At 68.8% G+C, this 17010-nt stretch carries 18 protein-coding genes and 1 pseudogene; 11 read left to right on the forward strand and 8 right to left on the reverse strand.

Annotation, left to right across the window (positions count from 1 at the left end):
• Nucleotides 1–104: 104 nt before the first annotated feature.
• Both D892_RS40490 and D892_RS0105525 read right to left on the reverse strand, forming a co-directional pair.
• Nucleotides 105–428: pseudogene (locus D892_RS40490) on the reverse strand (CoA transferase subunit A); the annotation flags it as partial.
• 108 nt (nt 429–536) lie between these two features.
• Nucleotides 537–1394 (reverse strand): alpha/beta fold hydrolase, encoded by an 858-nt coding sequence (locus tag D892_RS0105525; protein WP_024800284.1) that lies wholly within the window; start codon nt 1392–1394, stop codon nt 537–539.
• 73 nt (nt 1395–1467) lie between these two features.
• Here D892_RS0105525 and D892_RS0105530 point away from each other — a divergent pair, with 73 nt between their 5' ends.
• The 5 genes from D892_RS0105530 (at nt 1468) to D892_RS0105550 (ending at nt 5075) form a co-directional block, all read left to right on the forward strand.
• Nucleotides 1468–2067, forward strand: coding sequence for a TetR/AcrR family transcriptional regulator (locus D892_RS0105530; protein ID WP_024800285.1), 600 nt, complete (start codon nt 1468–1470; stop codon nt 2065–2067).
• A gap of 606 nt (nt 2068–2673) precedes the next feature.
• On the forward strand, nt 2674–3018 hold the full coding sequence (locus tag D892_RS0105535; protein WP_024800286.1) for a YbaB/EbfC family nucleoid-associated protein: 345 nt from the start codon (nt 2674–2676) through the stop codon (nt 3016–3018).
• Nucleotides 3018–3320: a hypothetical protein gene (locus D892_RS0105540; protein ID WP_156959395.1), complete on the forward strand. Its 303-nt coding sequence runs from the start codon at nt 3018–3020 to the stop codon at nt 3318–3320. Before D892_RS0105535 ends, D892_RS0105540 begins: the two co-directional genes overlap by 1 nt.
• 26 nt (nt 3321–3346) lie before the next feature.
• Nucleotides 3347–4528 carry a hypothetical protein gene (locus D892_RS43475; RefSeq protein WP_156959396.1) on the forward strand — a complete coding sequence of 394 codons (1182 nt, stop codon included), beginning with the start codon at nt 3347–3349 and terminating at the stop codon, nt 4526–4528.
• 16 nt (nt 4529–4544) lie between these two features.
• On the forward strand, nt 4545–5075 hold the full coding sequence (locus tag D892_RS0105550; RefSeq protein WP_156959397.1) for a hypothetical protein: 531 nt from the start codon (nt 4545–4547) through the stop codon (nt 5073–5075).
• A gap of 215 nt (nt 5076–5290) precedes the next feature.
• Here D892_RS0105550 and D892_RS0105555 read toward each other — a convergent pair whose 3' ends face one another.
• Nucleotides 5291–6235: an SDR family oxidoreductase gene (locus tag D892_RS0105555; protein ID WP_024800290.1), complete on the reverse strand. Its 945-nt coding sequence runs from the start codon at nt 6233–6235 to the stop codon at nt 5291–5293.
• A 136-nt stretch (nt 6236–6371) separates the two neighbouring features.
• Between D892_RS0105555 and D892_RS0105560 the strand changes: the two genes are divergently transcribed.
• Entirely contained in the window at nt 6372–7220 is an 849-nt protein-coding gene (locus tag D892_RS0105560) for a helix-turn-helix transcriptional regulator (protein WP_198036841.1), read from the forward strand.
• A 21-nt stretch (nt 7221–7241) separates the two neighbouring features.
• Here the strand turns inward: D892_RS0105560 and D892_RS0105565 are convergent, their stop codons facing one another.
• Nucleotides 7242–8282 (reverse strand): Lrp/AsnC family transcriptional regulator, encoded by a 1041-nt coding sequence (locus tag D892_RS0105565; RefSeq protein ID WP_024800292.1) that lies wholly within the window; start codon nt 8280–8282, stop codon nt 7242–7244.
• Nucleotides 8283–8388: 106 nt separating this feature from the next.
• Between D892_RS0105565 and D892_RS0105570 the strand changes: the two genes are divergently transcribed.
• Together D892_RS0105570 and D892_RS0105575 are read left to right on the forward strand one after the other, a co-directional pair.
• Nucleotides 8389–9585: a M20 family metallopeptidase gene (locus tag D892_RS0105570; RefSeq protein ID WP_024800293.1), complete on the forward strand. Its 1197-nt coding sequence runs from the start codon at nt 8389–8391 to the stop codon at nt 9583–9585.
• Between the two features lie 8 nt (nt 9586–9593).
• The gene (locus D892_RS0105575) at nt 9594–10883 is read left to right on the forward strand and encodes an MFS transporter (RefSeq protein WP_024800294.1); all 1290 of its coding nucleotides are present in this window, start codon (nt 9594–9596) and stop codon (nt 10881–10883) included.
• A 98-nt stretch (nt 10884–10981) separates the two neighbouring features.
• Here the strand turns inward: D892_RS0105575 and D892_RS0105580 are convergent, their stop codons facing one another.
• Nucleotides 10982–11617, reverse strand: coding sequence for a TetR/AcrR family transcriptional regulator (locus D892_RS0105580; protein ID WP_024800295.1), 636 nt, complete (start codon nt 11615–11617; stop codon nt 10982–10984).
• A 160-nt stretch (nt 11618–11777) separates the two neighbouring features.
• Between D892_RS0105580 and D892_RS0105585 the strand changes: the two genes are divergently transcribed.
• Both D892_RS0105585 and D892_RS0105590 read left to right on the forward strand, forming a co-directional pair.
• A complete protein-coding gene (locus D892_RS0105585; RefSeq protein WP_024800296.1) occupies nt 11778–12446 on the forward strand; it encodes an SRPBCC family protein in 669 nt (222 codons plus the stop codon).
• A gap of 32 nt (nt 12447–12478) precedes the next feature.
• Complete coding sequence (locus D892_RS0105590; RefSeq protein ID WP_198036842.1) at nt 12479–12823, forward strand: hypothetical protein; 345 nt, start codon at nt 12479–12481, stop codon at nt 12821–12823.
• Between the two features lie 108 nt (nt 12824–12931).
• Here the strand turns inward: D892_RS0105590 and D892_RS0105595 are convergent, their stop codons facing one another.
• Genes D892_RS0105595 through D892_RS0105605 form a run of 3 tightly spaced genes read right to left on the reverse strand, consistent with a single transcriptional unit; the run spans nt 12932 to nt 15902 of the window.
• Complete coding sequence (locus D892_RS0105595; RefSeq protein ID WP_024800298.1) at nt 12932–13678, reverse strand: SDR family oxidoreductase; 747 nt, start codon at nt 13676–13678, stop codon at nt 12932–12934.
• Nucleotides 13675–14697 carry a phosphotransferase family protein gene (locus tag D892_RS0105600; RefSeq protein WP_024800299.1) on the reverse strand — a complete coding sequence of 341 codons (1023 nt, stop codon included), beginning with the start codon at nt 14695–14697 and terminating at the stop codon, nt 13675–13677. The genes D892_RS0105595 and D892_RS0105600 overlap by 4 nt, the downstream gene beginning before the upstream one ends.
• Entirely contained in the window at nt 14694–15902 is a 1209-nt protein-coding gene (locus tag D892_RS0105605; RefSeq protein WP_024800300.1) for an acyl-CoA dehydrogenase family protein, read from the reverse strand. The genes D892_RS0105600 and D892_RS0105605 overlap by 4 nt, the downstream gene beginning before the upstream one ends.
• Nucleotides 15903–16034: 132 nt before the next feature.
• Between D892_RS0105605 and D892_RS0105610 the strand changes: the two genes are divergently transcribed.
• Nucleotides 16035–16925: a helix-turn-helix domain-containing protein gene (locus D892_RS0105610; protein WP_024800301.1), complete on the forward strand. Its 891-nt coding sequence runs from the start codon at nt 16035–16037 to the stop codon at nt 16923–16925.
• Nucleotides 16926–17010 lie beyond the last annotated feature (85 nt).

Consider the following 17010-nt stretch of genomic DNA (forward strand, 5'->3'; position numbering starts at 1 on the left):
CCACGGCGGCGTCGTGGTCGTGTTCGAGGCCCATGTCGACCACATCTTGTGGTGAATTCTTACCCGGCCGTCATGAAGCGTCGCAGTTCGGCCGCGACGTCCGGGCCGCTGGGGGTGTAGATGGTTTCGCCGAAACCGCGCTCGGCGATCCGGCCGACCCCTCGCGCACCAGGATCGGTCGCGGTGAAGAAGGCGGGAATTCCCGAACCACCTGCCCGCATCCGCTCCGCAAGGGTGCCCTGTGGAGTCAGTTCCACCTCCAACTCCCCGGCCAGGTACTGCCGCGCGAATTCCTTGTTCTCGCCCACGTAGGACGCGACGACCCGGCGCAGCCGGTGTGCCGCCGGCAGTGGCCCCAGGCCCGCGTCGTCCACACCACAGTTGAGCGACACCACCTCGAGATCGGTGGCCCCCTGGTCGAGCAGCGCGTCACGCGGACGCGCCTCGACCTCCTGGCTCGGCAGCGCCGGGTCACGAGTCCGGCCGCAGACGAACATGCGGATGTGTGGTTGTCGCGGCAGAACACTCCTGGCTGACTAGGAGGAGATCCGTTGTGTGTGAGCCGTGATCTCGGCGACGAGGGCGGGCCAGAACTCTGGTGTGAAGTTGTGGCCCATGCCGTCGATCAGGGTGAACCGTGCGCCGGGTATCCGGTCGGCCAGGGCCTTGCCCGCGCTGGGTTTGACGATCGGATCCTGCCGTCCCGAGATCACGAGGGTCGGCTGCGGGATGGCGCGGAGCCCTCCCGGAGGGAGCTTCGTGCCTCGGCCGGCGGCCAGCTGGCGCGCGCGGACCCGCGGGTCCGGAGGCTGCCGGTCCATGCACGCCTCGACCGTTGCCCGCAGCCACGACTCCTCGAACGGCCTGCCCGGCGCCTCGGTGAGCCGGATGATGTCCATCTGCTTGCGGATCTGCTCTTGTCGGGAGGAGCCGTAGCGCCGGAAGATGCCCTTGAACGGTCCGGGGAACCGGGTATACCGCAGGAAGGATAGGGGTGTGAGCGGCATCGGGAGGGCGGACAGCAGGATCAGTGACCGTATGCGCGAGGGGTTCAGCAATGCGGCGTGCTGAGCCAGGCCGCCGCCCATCGACAGTCCGCACAGATGCGCCGAGTCCCAGTCCAGCGCAGTCAGCACGGCGAACAGGTCGTCGATCATGTCCCGGGCCCGGTAGGCGCGTCCGGTGCCGGTGAAATGGGTGGACAGGCCGGTGTCCCGGTGGTCGTAGCGCACCACTCGGAAACCGGCCTCCGCCAGCGCCAGGCAGAACCCGTCGTGCCACCAGAGCATCTGCCCGTCCAGTCCGCCGATCAGGATCAGCGGTTCGCCTGCGCGGCCGCCGAACGTCTCGTAGGCGATCTCGACATCGCCGTTGCGTGCCGTGCGGAGTGTCATCTCACCTCCCTCTTTACAATGCGACTGCATTGTAAAGACAATATCATGCGATCGCATTGCGAAGGGGAGCCGAGTGCCGAAGAAGGTCGACCACGACGAACGCCGCCGAGACATCGCCGCGGCGGTGCTGCGTCTGATCGCGGACCGGGGTGGCGAGTCGGTCAGTCTGCGCGCTGTCGCCGAGGAGGCGGGGGTGTCGATGGGTGCGGTCCAGCACTACTTCGAGACCAGGGACGAGATGCTTCTGTTCGCCCTGGTTCACGCCAATGAACTGCTCGGTTCGCGCCTGCGACGCGCAATGGCCGCCGCCGCGGCCCCGCCAGGACCGCGTGAGCTGTGGCGGCTGTTGTTCACCCAGCTCCTGCCGCTGGACGACGAGACCCGGACGGGTGCTCGGCTGTGGGCCGCTCTACTCGCCCGCGGCGCGGTCGATGCCGCCACCCGCGACCTCGCCGCCCAGTCCTACGCCAATCTCCACGCGTTCGTGGCAGACGCACTCACCCGGGCCTTCGAGGCGGGTGAGATTCGAGCCGATCTCGATCTTCCCGGGGCCGCCCGGCGGCTGGTCAGCACGGTCGAAGGGCTGCGGTGGCCGGTGTTGTTCGGCGTCTATACCGAGAAACAGGCGCTCGCCGTCCTCGACGCGGAACTCGACTCGATCTTCGGCTTCTGACGATCGGATACAGCGGTGGGGGTCAGGTCACGTCAGTGGGGTCAGTGGCCGGGGCTGATCGGGACCTCGGTGTCGTCGATGGTTTTCGGGATGCGCCGACCGATCGCGGGGGAATAGTCGTTTCAGGATGCTGGTCGCGAGGGCGGCGAGGATCAGGGTGACGCCTGTGCGGCCGGTGATGATCTCCCTGACGTGGTGGCCGATCGAAATACAGCAGGATCAGTGGCACCGGGGGTCGGCCCCGCTACTGTCGCCGACACCGAACCCGACGAGACCGATTGATCGATGCAGCTGCCGCGCCGCGCGCTGTACCACCCCGGTGCGGCTCCGATGAGGTTGGTCGGTGAGCTGGAGGTCGGGTCCGGGGCGACGCGGGTGTTCGCGGACGAGGAGGTTGGCGCGTCTGCGGGAGTTTCCGGCGATCGGCCGGGAGGGGTTGTTGGGGACAGGGCCGGATCCGGAGTCAGCACCAGCCCGGCATACGCGCCGACGGTCATCGAGAAACAGGGATTGCCAGGTCGGCGGGGGTCGTTTGCAGTGCGCATCTCCTCATTTCCACCCCATGCCTGTACTCTTTGTCCGGTTCATATGAAGGGGAGTCGAGTGATGATGTCCAGCAGCGAGCGGGCGCTCGAGATCAAGCAGATCAACGAGAGGCTCGCCGGCGTGCGTGGGTCGGCTCGGTCGGCCGATGGCAGTGTGGCGATCGAGACGGATGTGGGTGGCCGGATCACCAGCCTGTACCTCGCCGATTATGCGATGGAGAACGGGCCGGATCGTTTGGCGGTACTGATCGTCGACCGCCACCGCGCGGCGCTGGCCGAGGCCGAGGCCGAGGCGAGTCGGATCTTCGACACCCCGGAATACGGTACAGCGGCCGGGTCCGGACATTCGCGAGATGGATATTACGAAGCGCCGCACCGTGATCGGTTCGAATGGGGCGGGCGCTGATGGTCAACATCGATGTGGGCAAGATCCGCGGGCTCGCGACGGATGTGCGGACGAACGCGGACGCTATGGCGGGCAAGGCACCGATCGCGAAGGCGAGTCGCGACGAGGCCCGGGTGAAGATGCTGGACTCGAATTTCGCCGTCAAGGTCGAAGAGTCGTTGCAGGCGATGGATACGGTGCTCGACTACCACGTGCGCCGGATGCGCGAGTTCTGCGATGAACTGGAAAAATCTGCCGCCGCGTTCGAGGCCGCTGAGCAGAACAGTGCGGGGGATATTCACAGAGTCGAGGGAACGCGATGACCGTGGAGTCGTTGACCGTACCGACCGTGCTGAGCTGGGATCTGGGCCCTGCCAAGACTACAGCCGCAACGATTACCACCGTGAGTCAGGCCGTCGACCAGGAGGCGAAGGGCGCGGCGGACAAGGTCGATCGCTCCCGCGAATTCTTCGAAGGCGAAGCCGGTGATGCTGCGCGTACGCGCAGCATCACCGACCGCGACACCACCTTCACCACTGCCGATGTGCTGGGAGAGATGGGGACGATGTGTCGGTCGTTGAGCGAGGACATCGTCGACAACATCGACACGATCCGGGCCAAGAAGGCAGAGGCCGAGGAATCGCGCTGGGATCTGTTCGTCGCCGACGACGGTGAGGTCTTGTCGCACAAGTCGAATTGGGAGACATCCGAGGACTACTTCCCATTCGGCGCTGCCGCGGTCGCGGCGAAGGAGCTGGCGACTCATCAGCTGACCAGTGCCATCCAAGGGGCACTGCAGAACATCCTCGTAGCCGACCAGGAAGGCGCGGAGAACTTCGTCCGGCTACTCGAAAAGCTGTCCGACTCGGTCAAAAAAGGGCTGGTCGTCGAGCCCGACGACCCGAAACTGGCGGCCATTCTGCGCGACTTTCAGACCGCCGCATCCACCGAGGAACCACAGCTGTGGCCAACAGGCTGGGAACTCGACGCCATCCGCGTGTTCAAATCCGACTTCGAACCTTCGCTGATGACGGAGGAGGAAATCGACGCCATGAAGACGCTGCTGCGTGATCACGGGCCGTCGGGCGTGTGGCAACAGTACCAACTCACCGAGGACGCCAAGAACGCCGCCGACGAACAGTTCCCGGCGTCCACCGCCGACGGCCAAGGCGATGCGTTCCGGCACGCGTACTGGAACGCGTTGATGACCCAGAAATACGGCGAGGACTGGACCGAAACCTTCACTACCGCACACGAGAAGTCCGGCGGTAACACTCCACAACGCGAAGCCATGGACCTCTACAACAACCAGATCGGCCGCAATGTCGCGCTCGCCAACCCGGACGCTTCCCCGGAAGAGCTGCAGCAGCTGATCAAGAACGAACTATCCACCGGGAACCTGACCGTCATCGAGAACAAAACCCCTGACGGGCAACCGAAACCGGCGCAGATCACCTGGAGTAACCGGGTCGGCGAAGCGCAGACCGGACCGCCGCCCGGGGTCGGTGTACCGCTGCCAGGGAAGAAGTGAAGACACAATGGCAATCATGAAGAACGCAATCGCCGTGCTCGCGGTCGGTGCCCTGATGACGAGTGCGGGGTGCGGGCTGTTGGACGGCACCGACAGCACCGATTCCGATGCTGGATGCACGTCGACGTTCGACCTGTCCCCCGCCGAGGAGAATCTCGGTTCTCGGGTCGGCTTCAAGGAGAAGGCCGAGCAGGCTGCCGAAGGGGCGGCGCCCACCTCGCTGATCGCCATCACCGACGCCGCCGGGTGGCGCGGTGACTGGGACCGCATGATCGACATCCCCCAGAACACCAAGTCGGACCAAATCGACGCTCTCGCCGGCACTTCCGGAATTTGCTGGAAGAACCTTCCGAAACCCCGCAGTTCCGACGGCGATGGACCGCAGCGCGGCTACTACCTATTCCTCAAAGGCAACCAGCCCCTCCAAACGATCGACTGGAGTGCCAACTTCGACCAGGTTTTCGCCGTCACCAACGGCGTCGCTCTGACACCGGAAACCGCCCTGATCCCCACACCCGGCCAGTATCCGCAGCTCCGACCGATGTAGATCCGACTGACGCCTCGTAGAAGGGGATGTTGGCGTCCTTGCAGATACCGCCGACGACGGAGGCAGACGAATGTCGGCACCGCACAACGCCGCGTCAACGAGTTTCCGCGGCGTCACCCGTATCTGTACTGCGCCGACGCCGCCCTGGCATGGCTGACCAGGGCGCTCGGGTTCGGCCCCGCAGGACGAGCGCACCGGCGGGAGCGCGCACCTCCTCAGGCGCTGGGAATGTCCACTCCCGTCAGTTCTTCGGAGACTTGCCAGATGCGCTGGGCTTCCTCGGGACTCCGAAGGCGGGAGTAGAGCTTCTGCTTTCCGGGGCCGCCGCCCATATGGCCGGGGCCGCTCGGGCCGTAGAATTCGCCGCCCTCGGCGTCGGGGGAGGTTGCTGCGTAAAGGGCGGGCAGGCCGGCGCTTTCGGGGGTGCCGAACAGGATGCCTCGGGCGGACAGGGCGGCGATGAGTTTTCGGCCGGTCGTGTCGCCGTCGCGGCTGAGTTCGGGGCGGGCGGCGAGCAGGCTCGTGGGGGCGACTCCGGGGTGGGAGAGGTTGCTCGTGATGCCCCAGCCGCCGGCCCGGCTGCGCCGGTCGAGTTCGAGGGCGAACAGGCCGAAGGCGATCTTCGACTGGCGGTAGGCCTTCATGCCGTCGTAGGAGCGTTCCCAGTTCAGGTCGTCCCAGTTGATGGCGCCGCGATTCGCCGCGACGCTGATCTGCGAAGTCACGCGGGCCCGGCCGGCCCGCAGCAGCGGCATCAGGTGCGCCACCAGCGCGACATGGCCGAGGTGGTTGGTGCCGAACTGCAACTCGAATCCGTCCGCGGTCGTCTGCCTGTCGGGCGGGGTCATGACGCCGGCGTTGTTGATGAGGAGGTGGATCGGCCGGTCCTCTTCTCGCAGCGTCTCGCCGAGTGCCGCGACGGAGGCGAGCGAGGACAGGTCGAGGTCGTGCAGCGACACCTTCGCGGCGGGGGTCTTCCGACGGATCGTGGTGAGCGCGGCCTCACCCTTGCGCCGGTTGCGGACCGGCAGGAGAACCTCCGCCCCGGCAGCGGCGAGCCTGGTGGCGATGCCGAGCCCGATTCCGTCGCTCGCTCCGGTGACGACGGCGCGCTCGCCGGACAGATCGGGAACGCTGATATCGATGGGCCTGCGTGCCATGGATTCACTCCTGGATGTCTCGTCGTTGCTTCCCACAGTCGCGGAAACGGTCGCTGTTATTCAGGGCCTCTCGATCCGTGGTTGTCTCGATTCCTGGAAGGTATACAAGGAACCGACAGCAGCACGGGAGGCACGCATGGTGATCGACCGAACCGGTCTGGCGGAGTTCCTGCGGCGCCGCCGGGAGTCGCTACAGCCCGAGGACGTCGGCCTTCCGCGTGGCCGGCGCCGCAGGACGAGTGGGTTGCGGCGGGAGGAGGTCGCCGCGCTGTGTCACATGTCGGCCGACTACTACGCGCGGCTCGAGCGGGAGCGCGGGCCCCAGCCCTCCGAGTCGATGATCGCCGCCATCGCGCAGGGACTCCACCTCTCCCTCGACGAACGCGACCACCTGTTCCGGCTCGCCGGACACAACCCACCCGCCCGGGGCGCGACCGGCGAGCACATCGGCCCCGGCCTGCTGCGCATCTTCGACCGCCTGCACGACACTCCCGCGGAGATCGTCACCGAACTCGGCGAGACCCTGCGGCAGACCCCGCTCGGCGTCGCGCTGACCGGCGACCTGACCGCCTACAGCGGCCCGGCCCGCAGCATCGGCTACCGATGGTTCACCGACCCCGCCACCCGACAGCTCTACGACCCCGCCGACCACCCGTTCCTCACCCGCATGTTCGCCTCGGGCCTGCGCGAGGTCCTCACCCGGCGGGGCCCCGGTTCCCGGGCGGCGCATCTGGCCGACCTGCTGCTGGCTCGAAGCGACGAGTTCCGGGAGGTCTGGAACGACCACGAGGTCGGCATCCGCCCCCGCGAGGTGAAGCACTTCGTCCACCCGGAACTCGGCGCAGTGGAGCTGACCTGCCAGACACTGCTCGATCCGGGCCAGTCACATGCGCTGCTCGTCTACACCGCCATTCCCGGTAGCGAGAGCTACGAGAAGCTGCAACTGCTGTCCGTCATCGGCACGCAGACACTCGGCACCGCCTGACGGGCCGGGTCGGCGACTCGTTCACCGCGGGACTTCGCCAGGGTCGGCCCAGATCGCGATCGGGATCGTCGCCGTGCTGCGGCCGGCCGAGTCCAGGAGGCGGCCCATGCGTTTGATGAAGCGCAGGACGATCGAGGTGCCCAGGATCGTCAGGCGGGGGACCTCGGTGGACAGGCGGGACTCGAGGACGAGGACCTCGTGGAGGGTGGGCAGGGAGAAGCCGACGGCGAGGTTCGGTTCGCCGCCGGAGACCCGCAGGCAGACCCGGGCGCCCGGCAGCCGGAGCAGGGCCTCGATGGTGGACCGGTCGTTCGGGTCGGCGCGCGCCCACAGCCAGATCCCCACCGGCCAATTCGACAGCGAGAGAGCCAGATCGCAGCGCAGCACCATCTGACCGGCGGCCAGCATGCGGTCCAGGCGGCGCCGGACGGTACTGATGCTCAGGCCGGTCTCCTGCGCGAGCGCGGACAGCGGAGCGCGGCCGTCGTCGCCCAGGCGCAGGACCAGCGCGCGGTCGGCGGCATCGAGCGGCCGGGGCGCCGGTGGCCGGGCGGGCCACGGCCGCACGCCGTCCATCAGCCGGGCCCGCTGGTCGGCATCCAGCGCGTTCAGCTGCCACTGGTCGCCCATCCGATAGACCCGGGTGACCAGCATCGTGCTGGTCGCGGCGACGCCGGGAACGGCCGACAGCGATTCCAGCAGCAGGCGCGACAGTGCGACCGGGTCCGGCACGGCGATCAACAACGACAGGTCGTGACCGCCGCTGATGTGTTCGACGCTGAGCACGTGCGGCCACCGGGCGAGCCGCTGCGCGGTGTCGTTCACGGCTCCGTTGGCGCAGTTGACCAGAACGATGGCCTGACAGGCGTCGGGGCCGCCGGTGGCGCGGCCGCCGACCCAGGCCGCGCGGGCGTCGGCGAGGCGTTGCCAGCGCCGCGCCACCGTCACCGGATCGACCTCGAGGGCCGCGCCGATTTGCTGCCAGCCGGCGCGCGGCGCGATCTCGAGGCAGTTGATCAAGGCCAGATCCAGCTCGTCCAGCTCGATGCCACAATCCTGCATCCGAATCCCAATTTTTCGAAGATCCTGCGAATTAACACGTTCTTCGGCAGGTGTCCCCATCCTGTCACGATTCCGTCGAACAGGGTCGAACAGGAAGGACTCAGCCATGCGAGCTGTGCTGGAAATCGCTGGGCTGCACCACGATCTGGTCCGGATGCGCCGGGAGCTGCACGCCGACCCCGAGATCGGGCTCGAGCTGCCCCGCACTCGGCGGCGGGTACTCGACGCACTGGCCGGGCTGCCGCTCGAGATCACCCCCGGCCGCGATATCGGATCGGTGACCGCCGTGCTGCGCGGCGGCCGGTCCGGGCCCGCGGTCCTGCTGCGCGGCGATATGGACGCCCTGCCGCTGACCGAACTCACCGGACTCGACTACGCCGCGGACAACGGCGCGATGCATGCCTGCGGGCACGACCTGCACACCGCGATGCTCGTCGGCGCCGCCCGGATGCTCTGTGCGCGCAGGGATTCGCTCTCCGGCGACGTCGTATTCATGTTCCAGCCGGGTGAGGAGGGCGCCGACGGCGCGGCGAAGATGATCGCCGACGGCGTGCTCGAGGCCGCCGGGGCGCCGCCGGTGGCCGCGTACGCGATCCACGTGATGTCGGCGCGGTTCCCGCACGGCACCTTCACCACGCGCCCGGGCGCACTGATGGCCGGGGCGGATCTGCTGTCGGTGAGCGTGCACGGCACCGGGGGCCACGGGTCGGCCCCGCATCTCGCCCGCGACCCCATCCCGGCGGCCGCGGCCGTGATCGGCGCGCTGCCCGGACTGCTCACCCGCACAGTCGATCCCGCCGATACCGCGGTGCTGACCATCGGAGCCGTCCACGCCGGCGACGCGGGAAACGTCCTGCCCGATCGCGCCGAGATGCGGGGCACGCTGCGCTGGCAGGACGTGCGCACCCGGGATGCGCTGCGCGACGGCTTCCTCGAGCTGTGCCGCTCGGTCGGCCGCGCACACGGTGTCACCGTCTCCCCGGAGGTGGTGGAGTATCTCGACGTGACGGCCAACGAACCGGGCGAGGCGGAGTTCGCGGCGACGGTGGCGGCCGACGTGCACGGCGCGCACCGCTATCGCGCACTGGCGCAACCACTGTGCGCGGGCGAGGACTTCTGCCGCGTGCTCGACCGGGTGCCGGGGGCGATGATCCTGCTCGGCGCGTGTCCCCCGGATCTCGATCCGGCGCGGGCGTTCGACAACCATTCGCCCTACGCCGTCTTCGACGACGCGGTGCTCGGCGACGGTGCGCTCCTGCTCACGGAGATCGCGGCCCGCAAACTGGCCGCGGTTGCGGGATGAGGCCGGTCATGTCGCACACCACCTCGGCCCGAACCCGTTCCGCCACCGCCGATTCGGGATCCCGTCCCGCACGCACCCTGGTCTCGACGGGCGCCGGCAACGCGCTGGAATGGTACGACTGGGCCATCTTCGGCACCTTCTCCCCGTTCTTCGCGCACGAGTTCTTTCCCTCGCGCACCGGCACTCTCGCGCTGCTGTCGGCGCTGATCGTGTTCGCGGTCGGCTTCGTCGTGCGGCCGATCGGCAGCCTGATGTTCGGCTGGTTCGCCGACCGGCACGGCCGTCGGCTCGCGCTGGTCGGCTCGGTCGCCCTGGCCGCGGCGGGCAGCCTGCTCATCGGCGTCGTGCCCACCCACGCGAGCATCGGGATGGCGGCGCCGGTGTTGCTCGTCGTCGCGCGGCTGGCACAGGGGCTGGGGCACGGTGGCGAGATGCCCGCCGTGCAAACCTATGTCGCCGAATTCGCGCCGGCGGCACGGCGGGGGCGCTGGGCCAGTTTCATCTACGTGTCCGGGACGACCGGCATCGTGGCGGCGACGGTGCTCGGCGCCGGGATGTCCGGCGTGCTCGGTGCCGAGCAGATGGGCGCCTGGGGCTGGCGGGTGCCGTTCGTGCTCGGGGGCGTGGTGGGCGCCTACACGCTGATGATGCGGTTGCGGTTACCGGAACGCCGCGTCGCGCCGGCCGCCACCGCGCGCGGGCGCCTGTGGCGTGAACTGTGGGCCCAGCGCGCCAACTGCGCCCGGTCGTTCGGGCTGACCATCGGCGGCACCGTCGCCTTCTATCTGTGGGTGATCGGAACACCGGCGTACATCGTTGCCGCACACCGGGTTCCGGCGGCGCAGGCGTTGTGGATCAGCGTCGCCGCCTCGGTGCTGCTGATCGCGCTGGTGCCGCTGTTCGGCATCGTCTCGGACCGGGTCGGACGGCGTCCGGTGCTGCTGGTGTCGTTCCTCGGCACCGCGGCCGTCACCTTTCCGGCAATGGCCCTGCTGCACGGCAGCGCCTGGCAGCTGGCGATCGCGCTGGTGCCCGCGATGCTGTTCCTCGCGCCGTTCGCGGCGGTCATCCCCGCGGTCTACGCCGAACTGTTCCCCGCAGGCGTCCGCGCGACGGGCAGCGGAATCGGCGCCGCGCTGGCCACCGCCGCATTCGGCGGCACCGCGCCCTACCTGCAAACCTGGCTGACCGACTCCGGCCATACCCATGTCTTCGCCGCCTACGTGGTCGTCCTGATGCTGATCAGTGCGGCGGTCGCGGCCCGCACACCGGAGACCGCGGGCACCGTGCTCGAGTAGGCCACGACCCCCGAGCCGGACCCGCGGCGCCGTCCACGCACGCGACCTCGAAAGCAACACGGCGACAGGCACGTCCGGCACCGCGCGCGCCACCCTCGTTATGGCAGAAGGGTATTCAGTTCGTCGGTGAACAGGAGGGTGGGGTCGAATCCCATGCCCGCGAAATGGCCGGCCAGTTCGAGGGAGAGGACGCCGTGCAGGCGGGTCCAGAACGACAGGGCGCGGTGGAGGGTCGTGGCCGGTACCGACGGGTCGTCCCAGGGGAGGTGTTGTTCGAGGTGGGCATCGAACGGCGTCGGCGGTTGCGGGGGCAGCGCGGAGAAGGCCGTGAGCAGCACCGTCATGACCCGGTCCGAGATGGCGGTGGTGTCGTCGGGGGCGTGGTAGCCGGGGATGGGGGTGCCGTAGATGAGGAAGTATCGCTGCGGGTCGTGTAGGGCCCACTTACGCACCGCATGGGCCAGCGCGGACACGTCGGCGCCGGATTCCAGTTCGGCTTCGAGGGTTTCGGCGAGGCTGCGGTAGGCGTCGCGGATGAGTTCGGTGACCAGATCGTCGCGGCTGGCGAAGTAGCGATACAGGGCGGGGCCGCTCATGCCCACCTGCTTGGCGATCGCGTTGAGGGACAGCGCGGATACGCCCGCCGTGGCGATCTGCTCCCACGCGTGCTGCTTGATCTCCTCGCGCACCTGGGTCCGATAGCGCTCCCGCGAGCCCGTTCCCTTGGCTTCCATCGTCGACCACCTCCCGTCGGGGTTCCGCGACATCGTTCGAGCTAGTTAGAACCTATCACTTTTTCTATTGACACTCACACATGCTGCGTTATAGCTTCTAACTAACCCGATAAGCACTAACTCGGTAGCCCGCTCAGACTCTCTCGACAAAGGAACGACCATGTCCCACACACAGATCCGTCGCCGTACCGCCGCCGTGCTGATTCCGCTCGCCGCGCTCACGCTCGGCACCGTCACCGCATGCGGCGGCAACGACGACGACAACGCCCGCGCCGACACGACGAGCCAGGCGACGACGAGCGCCGCCCCCGCCGACCCGGCCGCGCTCACCTGCCGCGGGGAGAGCATCGACGAATCCGCCCCGATCCACTACCGCGCCGAGACGATGATCCATGCGCCGCTGAGCACCGTGTGGAACCTGCACACCGACGTCGAACGCTGGTCCGCATGGCAGCAGGCCGTCGCGACCATCGAGCGCCTGGACCAGGGCCCGCTGCGGGAGGGTTCGCAGTTCCGGTGGACGACTCCGGTGCCGGCCACCGCCATCACTCCCGCCACCACCCTGTCCATCACGTCCTCGGTGCAGCAGGTCGAGCAGAACAAGTGCATCCGCTGGACCGGGCCCGCCCTCGGCGAGGGAGTGCGCGTCGACAACGGCACCCACGTCTGGAACTTCACCGAGGTCGACGGCGGCGTCCTGGTGCGCACCGAGGAGAACTGGAGCGGCCCGCAGGTCGAGGCCGACGTGCCGACCTCCACCGGTTTCCTCGGCGCAGGCCTCGAAACCTGGCTGGCCGAGCTGAAGAAGACCGCCGAAGCCCAGCACTGAAGCCGTCCGGACGCCACGCCGAGGAGATGATCGTGTCCATCGAAACGCACCGCAACGCCCGAACCGTCTCGCTGCCCGTCAGCATCTCCGCATGGGCCGTCCCGGTCCTCGTCATCGGCCAGTTCGCGATGGTCGCCATCCTTCCGGTGGCCATCACACTGATCGGCACCTTGCGCGATACCCGCCACACCGGGCTGCGGTGGTGGGCCGCCGCGCTCACCGTGGCCTACGCGATTCCGTTGGCGCTCTGGGCAATCGGTCCCGACCGGGCGCCGAGCCTGTCGAAGGACATGCACCCGGCCTTCGCGGTGCTGATCGTCGCCGTTGCCATCGGCTACCAGGTGGTGCGGATTCGATCCCGGCAGAAAGATCGCTGAAACACGCTCCGGCGCAACCACGTACGGCGCGGTCACCCGTCGAGTCAACGAGGGGTGACCGCGCCGTCGCCGTTCGCGTCACGGATACGGAGCCGGAGTTCGATACCCTCAGGCGTGGTAGCCGTCGGTGCCGGCGCGGGACAGGACGATGTTCGGGACTACGGCGCGCGACGACAATCGCAGGAGCGTGTCGACGATTTCGACGATATCGCTGACCGGGAGCATCCGGTCGGGTGGGATGCGGTCGTGTTGCCACGCGCTCATGTCGGTGTCGACGTAGCCGGGGGCGAGGGTGGTGGCCGTGACGCCGTTGCCCGATTCCTCGGCGTCGAGGGTGGCCAGCAACGAGATGAGCGCCGCCTTGGCGGCGCCGTAGACGGACAGTCCGGCCTCGGCGTATACGCCGGCCATCGAGGCCAGGGCGATCACCTTCGCGCCGCGGCCGGGCTCGGCGGCCGCGGCGGCGCGCAGCATCGGCAGGGCGCCCTGGATGAGTTGCAGTGGCGCGGACAGGTTTACGGCGAGGGTCTTGTCGACCCGGCGCCTGGATGCCTCGGCGAGCGGGCCGGCGGTGCCGACACCCGCGTTGAGGATGAGCGCCGACAGCGTCCCGAACCGATCGGCGTGCGCGGCGAGCAGGCGCTCGACGCCCTCGGCGTCGGCCATATCCGCCGCGACGGTGACGACGTCGGCGGCACCGGACGTGCGCAGACCGGTGGCGACGTCCTCGAGGCGCGCGGCGTCGCGGGCAGTGATGGTCAGCGCATACCCTTGCCGGGCAAGGCTGTTCGCGATCCCGAGGCCGATGCCCCGAGAGGCGCCGGTGATCAGTGCCGTCCTGGTGTCGCCGGTCAATTCCGGTCTCCTTTCAACGCGCGCAGTCCGGCCGCCATGAACTCCGGGGTCGCCTCGGCCGCGCGTTCGGCGGCCGAGCCCGCGTCGGAGCCTCGCAGTGCCCGGTGGGTGATGCCCTCGCCGATCACGCCCAGCTTGAAATTGGCCAGTGCCAGGTAGAAACCCCAATTCCCGAGGTCGCGGCCCGATACGGTGGCGTACTTCTGCGCGAGCGCATCGGCGGTGGGTATCCGGTCGCTGGTCCATGCGGCCCTGGAACCCAGCACCAGGTCGAATATCGGCGCGCGGTACACACACATCAGCGCGACATCGGCGAGCGGATCGCCCAGGGTGGACAGCTCCCAGTCGACCACGGCGCGGACCCGGGACGGGTCGGCCGAGTCGAGGATCGTGTTGTCGATGCGGTAGTCGCCGTGCACGATCGAGGCGGCCGAGTGCCGCGGCACGGCCTCCGACAGCGCCGCGTGCAGGGCCGCGACGTCGGGGAGTTCGCGGGTCTTGACCCGATCCCATTGGGAGGCCCACAGATTCACCTGACGCGCGACGTAACCCTCGGGGCGCCCGAACTTTTCCAGGCCGACCGCGTGGGGGTCCACCGCGTGCAGGTCGGCGAGCACCCGGACGAGTTCGTCCACACCCGCGCTCACCTGCTCGTCAGTGAGAGCCGCGAGGTCGTCCTGATCGCGGATCACCGTGCCGTCCACGAATTCGACGACGGTCATCGGCGCGCCCAGGGTCGTTCCCTCCGCATCGAAGGCCACCGATTTCGCCACGGGCACAGCGGAGTTCCGCAGCGCGTGTGTGACGGTGTACTCGCGGTTCATATCGTGCGCGGACGGGGTGAGCCCCGCGACGGGCGGGCGGCGCACGACCCACTTCGAGACGTCGTCGGCGGCGGTGAAGGTGAGATTCGACCGGCCGCCGCTGATCAGCTCGACCCGCAGATCGCCACACACCGCGACGCCCTGCCCGCGCAGGAAGCGCTCCAGCGCGGCGACGTCCATGCCCGGCAGGTTCATTCGCCGTCCCGCAGAGCGCGTTTGGCGGCGCCGACCGCGCGCTTGGCGATCGCCCACCGATGCACCTCCGAGGGGCCGTCGTAGATGCGGAACGGACGCACCTCCCGCGACAACCGCGCCAGCGGAAGATCGCCGGAGACGCCGAGGCCGCCGCACATCTGCACGCTGCGGTCGACGATCCGGAAGATCGCCTCGGCAGCAAAGGTTTTCGCGATCGAGGTGGCGTTCGCGGCGGGTTCTCCGCGATCGAGTTCCCAGCAGGCGCGGGTCAGCAGGGCCCGGGTGGCGGCGATGTCGATCTCGTTGTCGGCGATCATCTTCTGGACCATGCCGAGATCGCCCAGTCGCGCACCGAAACCCTGCCGCTGGGCCACATGCGCCACCGCCACGTCGTGTCCGCGGCGGGCGGCGCCCAGCCAGCGCATCACATGCGTCATGCGGGCGGGCCCGAGGCGCACCTGGGCGTACTCGAAACCGCGGTCGACCTCGCCCAGCACCGCCGAGTCCGGGACCAGCAGGTCCTCGAAGAACACCTCGCAGTGGCCGCCGACCATCGACCGATCCAGGGTGTCGAGATGCCGTCCGACCCGGATGCCCGGCGTGCCGGCCGGGGCCAGGAACATCGTCGCGCCGCCGCGCGCGCCGGGCTCGCCGGAGGTGCGGGCCATGATGATGAAGAAGCCCGCGCCGTCGGCGCCGGTGATGAACCACTTGTGACCGTCGATCCGCCACCCGCCGTCCGCGCGGACCGCACGGGTGGCCAGCGCGGAGGGGTCGGATCCCGCGCCGGGAGCCGGCTCGGTCATCGCGAACGCCGAGCGCACGTCGCCGTGGGCGAGCGGTGCTAGATACTGCTGTTTCTGTTCCGGATTCGCGATATGGGCCAGCATGTGCACGTTGCCCTCGTCCGGGGCCGCGATGTTCAGGGCCGTCGGGCCGAACAGCGAGTACCCGGCCTCCTCGAAAACCGGTGCCCGGTCCGACATTCCGAGCCCGTGCCCGCCGTACTCGACCGGCGCGTGCGGTGTGAACACGCCGGCCTCGCGGGCGGCCTGCTGCAACTCCACCCGGAACTTGTCGCCCCCCGCCGCGGTGATGTCGCCGTCGTGCTCATCCTCGAGCGGCAGCACCCGTTCGCGGATGAACGCCCGCGTGCGATCTGCCAGAGCTTGCACCTCGGACGGCAGGGACAGATCGATCGTCACGGCTCCACTCCTCGAACTCATTTCCCGAACGATCGCTCGGGAATCGACTGTCATGCAGACTTGCATGTCGCCGTAAGTGCTGTCAATCCGCTGTTTATTGCCCATTCGTAGTGTTCAGATATTCTGAACACCATGGACGGCGCGGAACGTGATCAACAGGCGGTGGGTGCGCGGGTGCGGCAGGCGAGGATCGCCGCGGGCCTGTCGCTGCGCGCGAGCGCACAACGCATCGACGTCAGCCCCGCCACCCTCAGCGCGGTGGAGAACGGCAAGACCGGCGTCTCGATCCCGCGACTGCGCGCGCTGGCCGCCGCACTCGGCACCACGGTGCCCTGGCTCATCGGCGAGCAGCAGTCGCACGTACCCGGCGATGCGCGGCCGACCCGAGGCCCCTCGGCCTCGGCACCGGCGGGCGAACCCTCGCGCGCTTGGCGCGAGTTCCCGCCACTCCGTATCGATCCCGTCCTCGCCGCGGCCATCGGCGCGTTCGTCGAGACCGGGTACCACGGCGCCACGATGCGTTCGATCGCACACCGCGCGGGCATGAGCGTGCCCGGCGTGTATCACCACTGTGACGACAAGCAGGACCTGCTGGTACGGGCACTCGAACTGACCATGGCCGACCTGCACTGGCGGGTGCGCGCGGCGCGGCAGGAGGCCGACGCGGGGCGCGACCGCGTGGCCCGCGTCGTCGAGGCGCTCGCCCTCTTCCATACCCATCGCCGCGAACTCGCCTTCATCGGAGCCAGCGAGATGCGCAGCCTCACCCCGGCCAACCACCGCCGGATCACCCACTCCCGCAACGTGATTCAGTACCTACTCGATGACGACATCGACGCCGCGATCGCCGAGGAGAACCTGCCCACCGCCCACGCCCGCCTCGCCGGCCGCGCCATATCCACCATGTGCACCTCCCTGCCCCAGTGGTTCCGCCTCGACGGACCGGCCACCCCCGAACACATCGCCGGGGAGTACGCGACCTTCGCCCTCGACCTCCTCGGCCTCCGCCGACGTACCGAATGAACCCGGATGCGACGGCCGAACAACCGTCGAAGCCGGCCAGCTCGTCGGTGCGGTCCGCTACAGTCCGGTCTGTGGGGTTCAGGGA

It is taken from the genome of Nocardia sp. BMG51109 (genome assembly GCF_000526215.1).
Lineage (GTDB): Bacteria > Actinomycetota > Actinomycetes > Mycobacteriales > Mycobacteriaceae > Nocardia.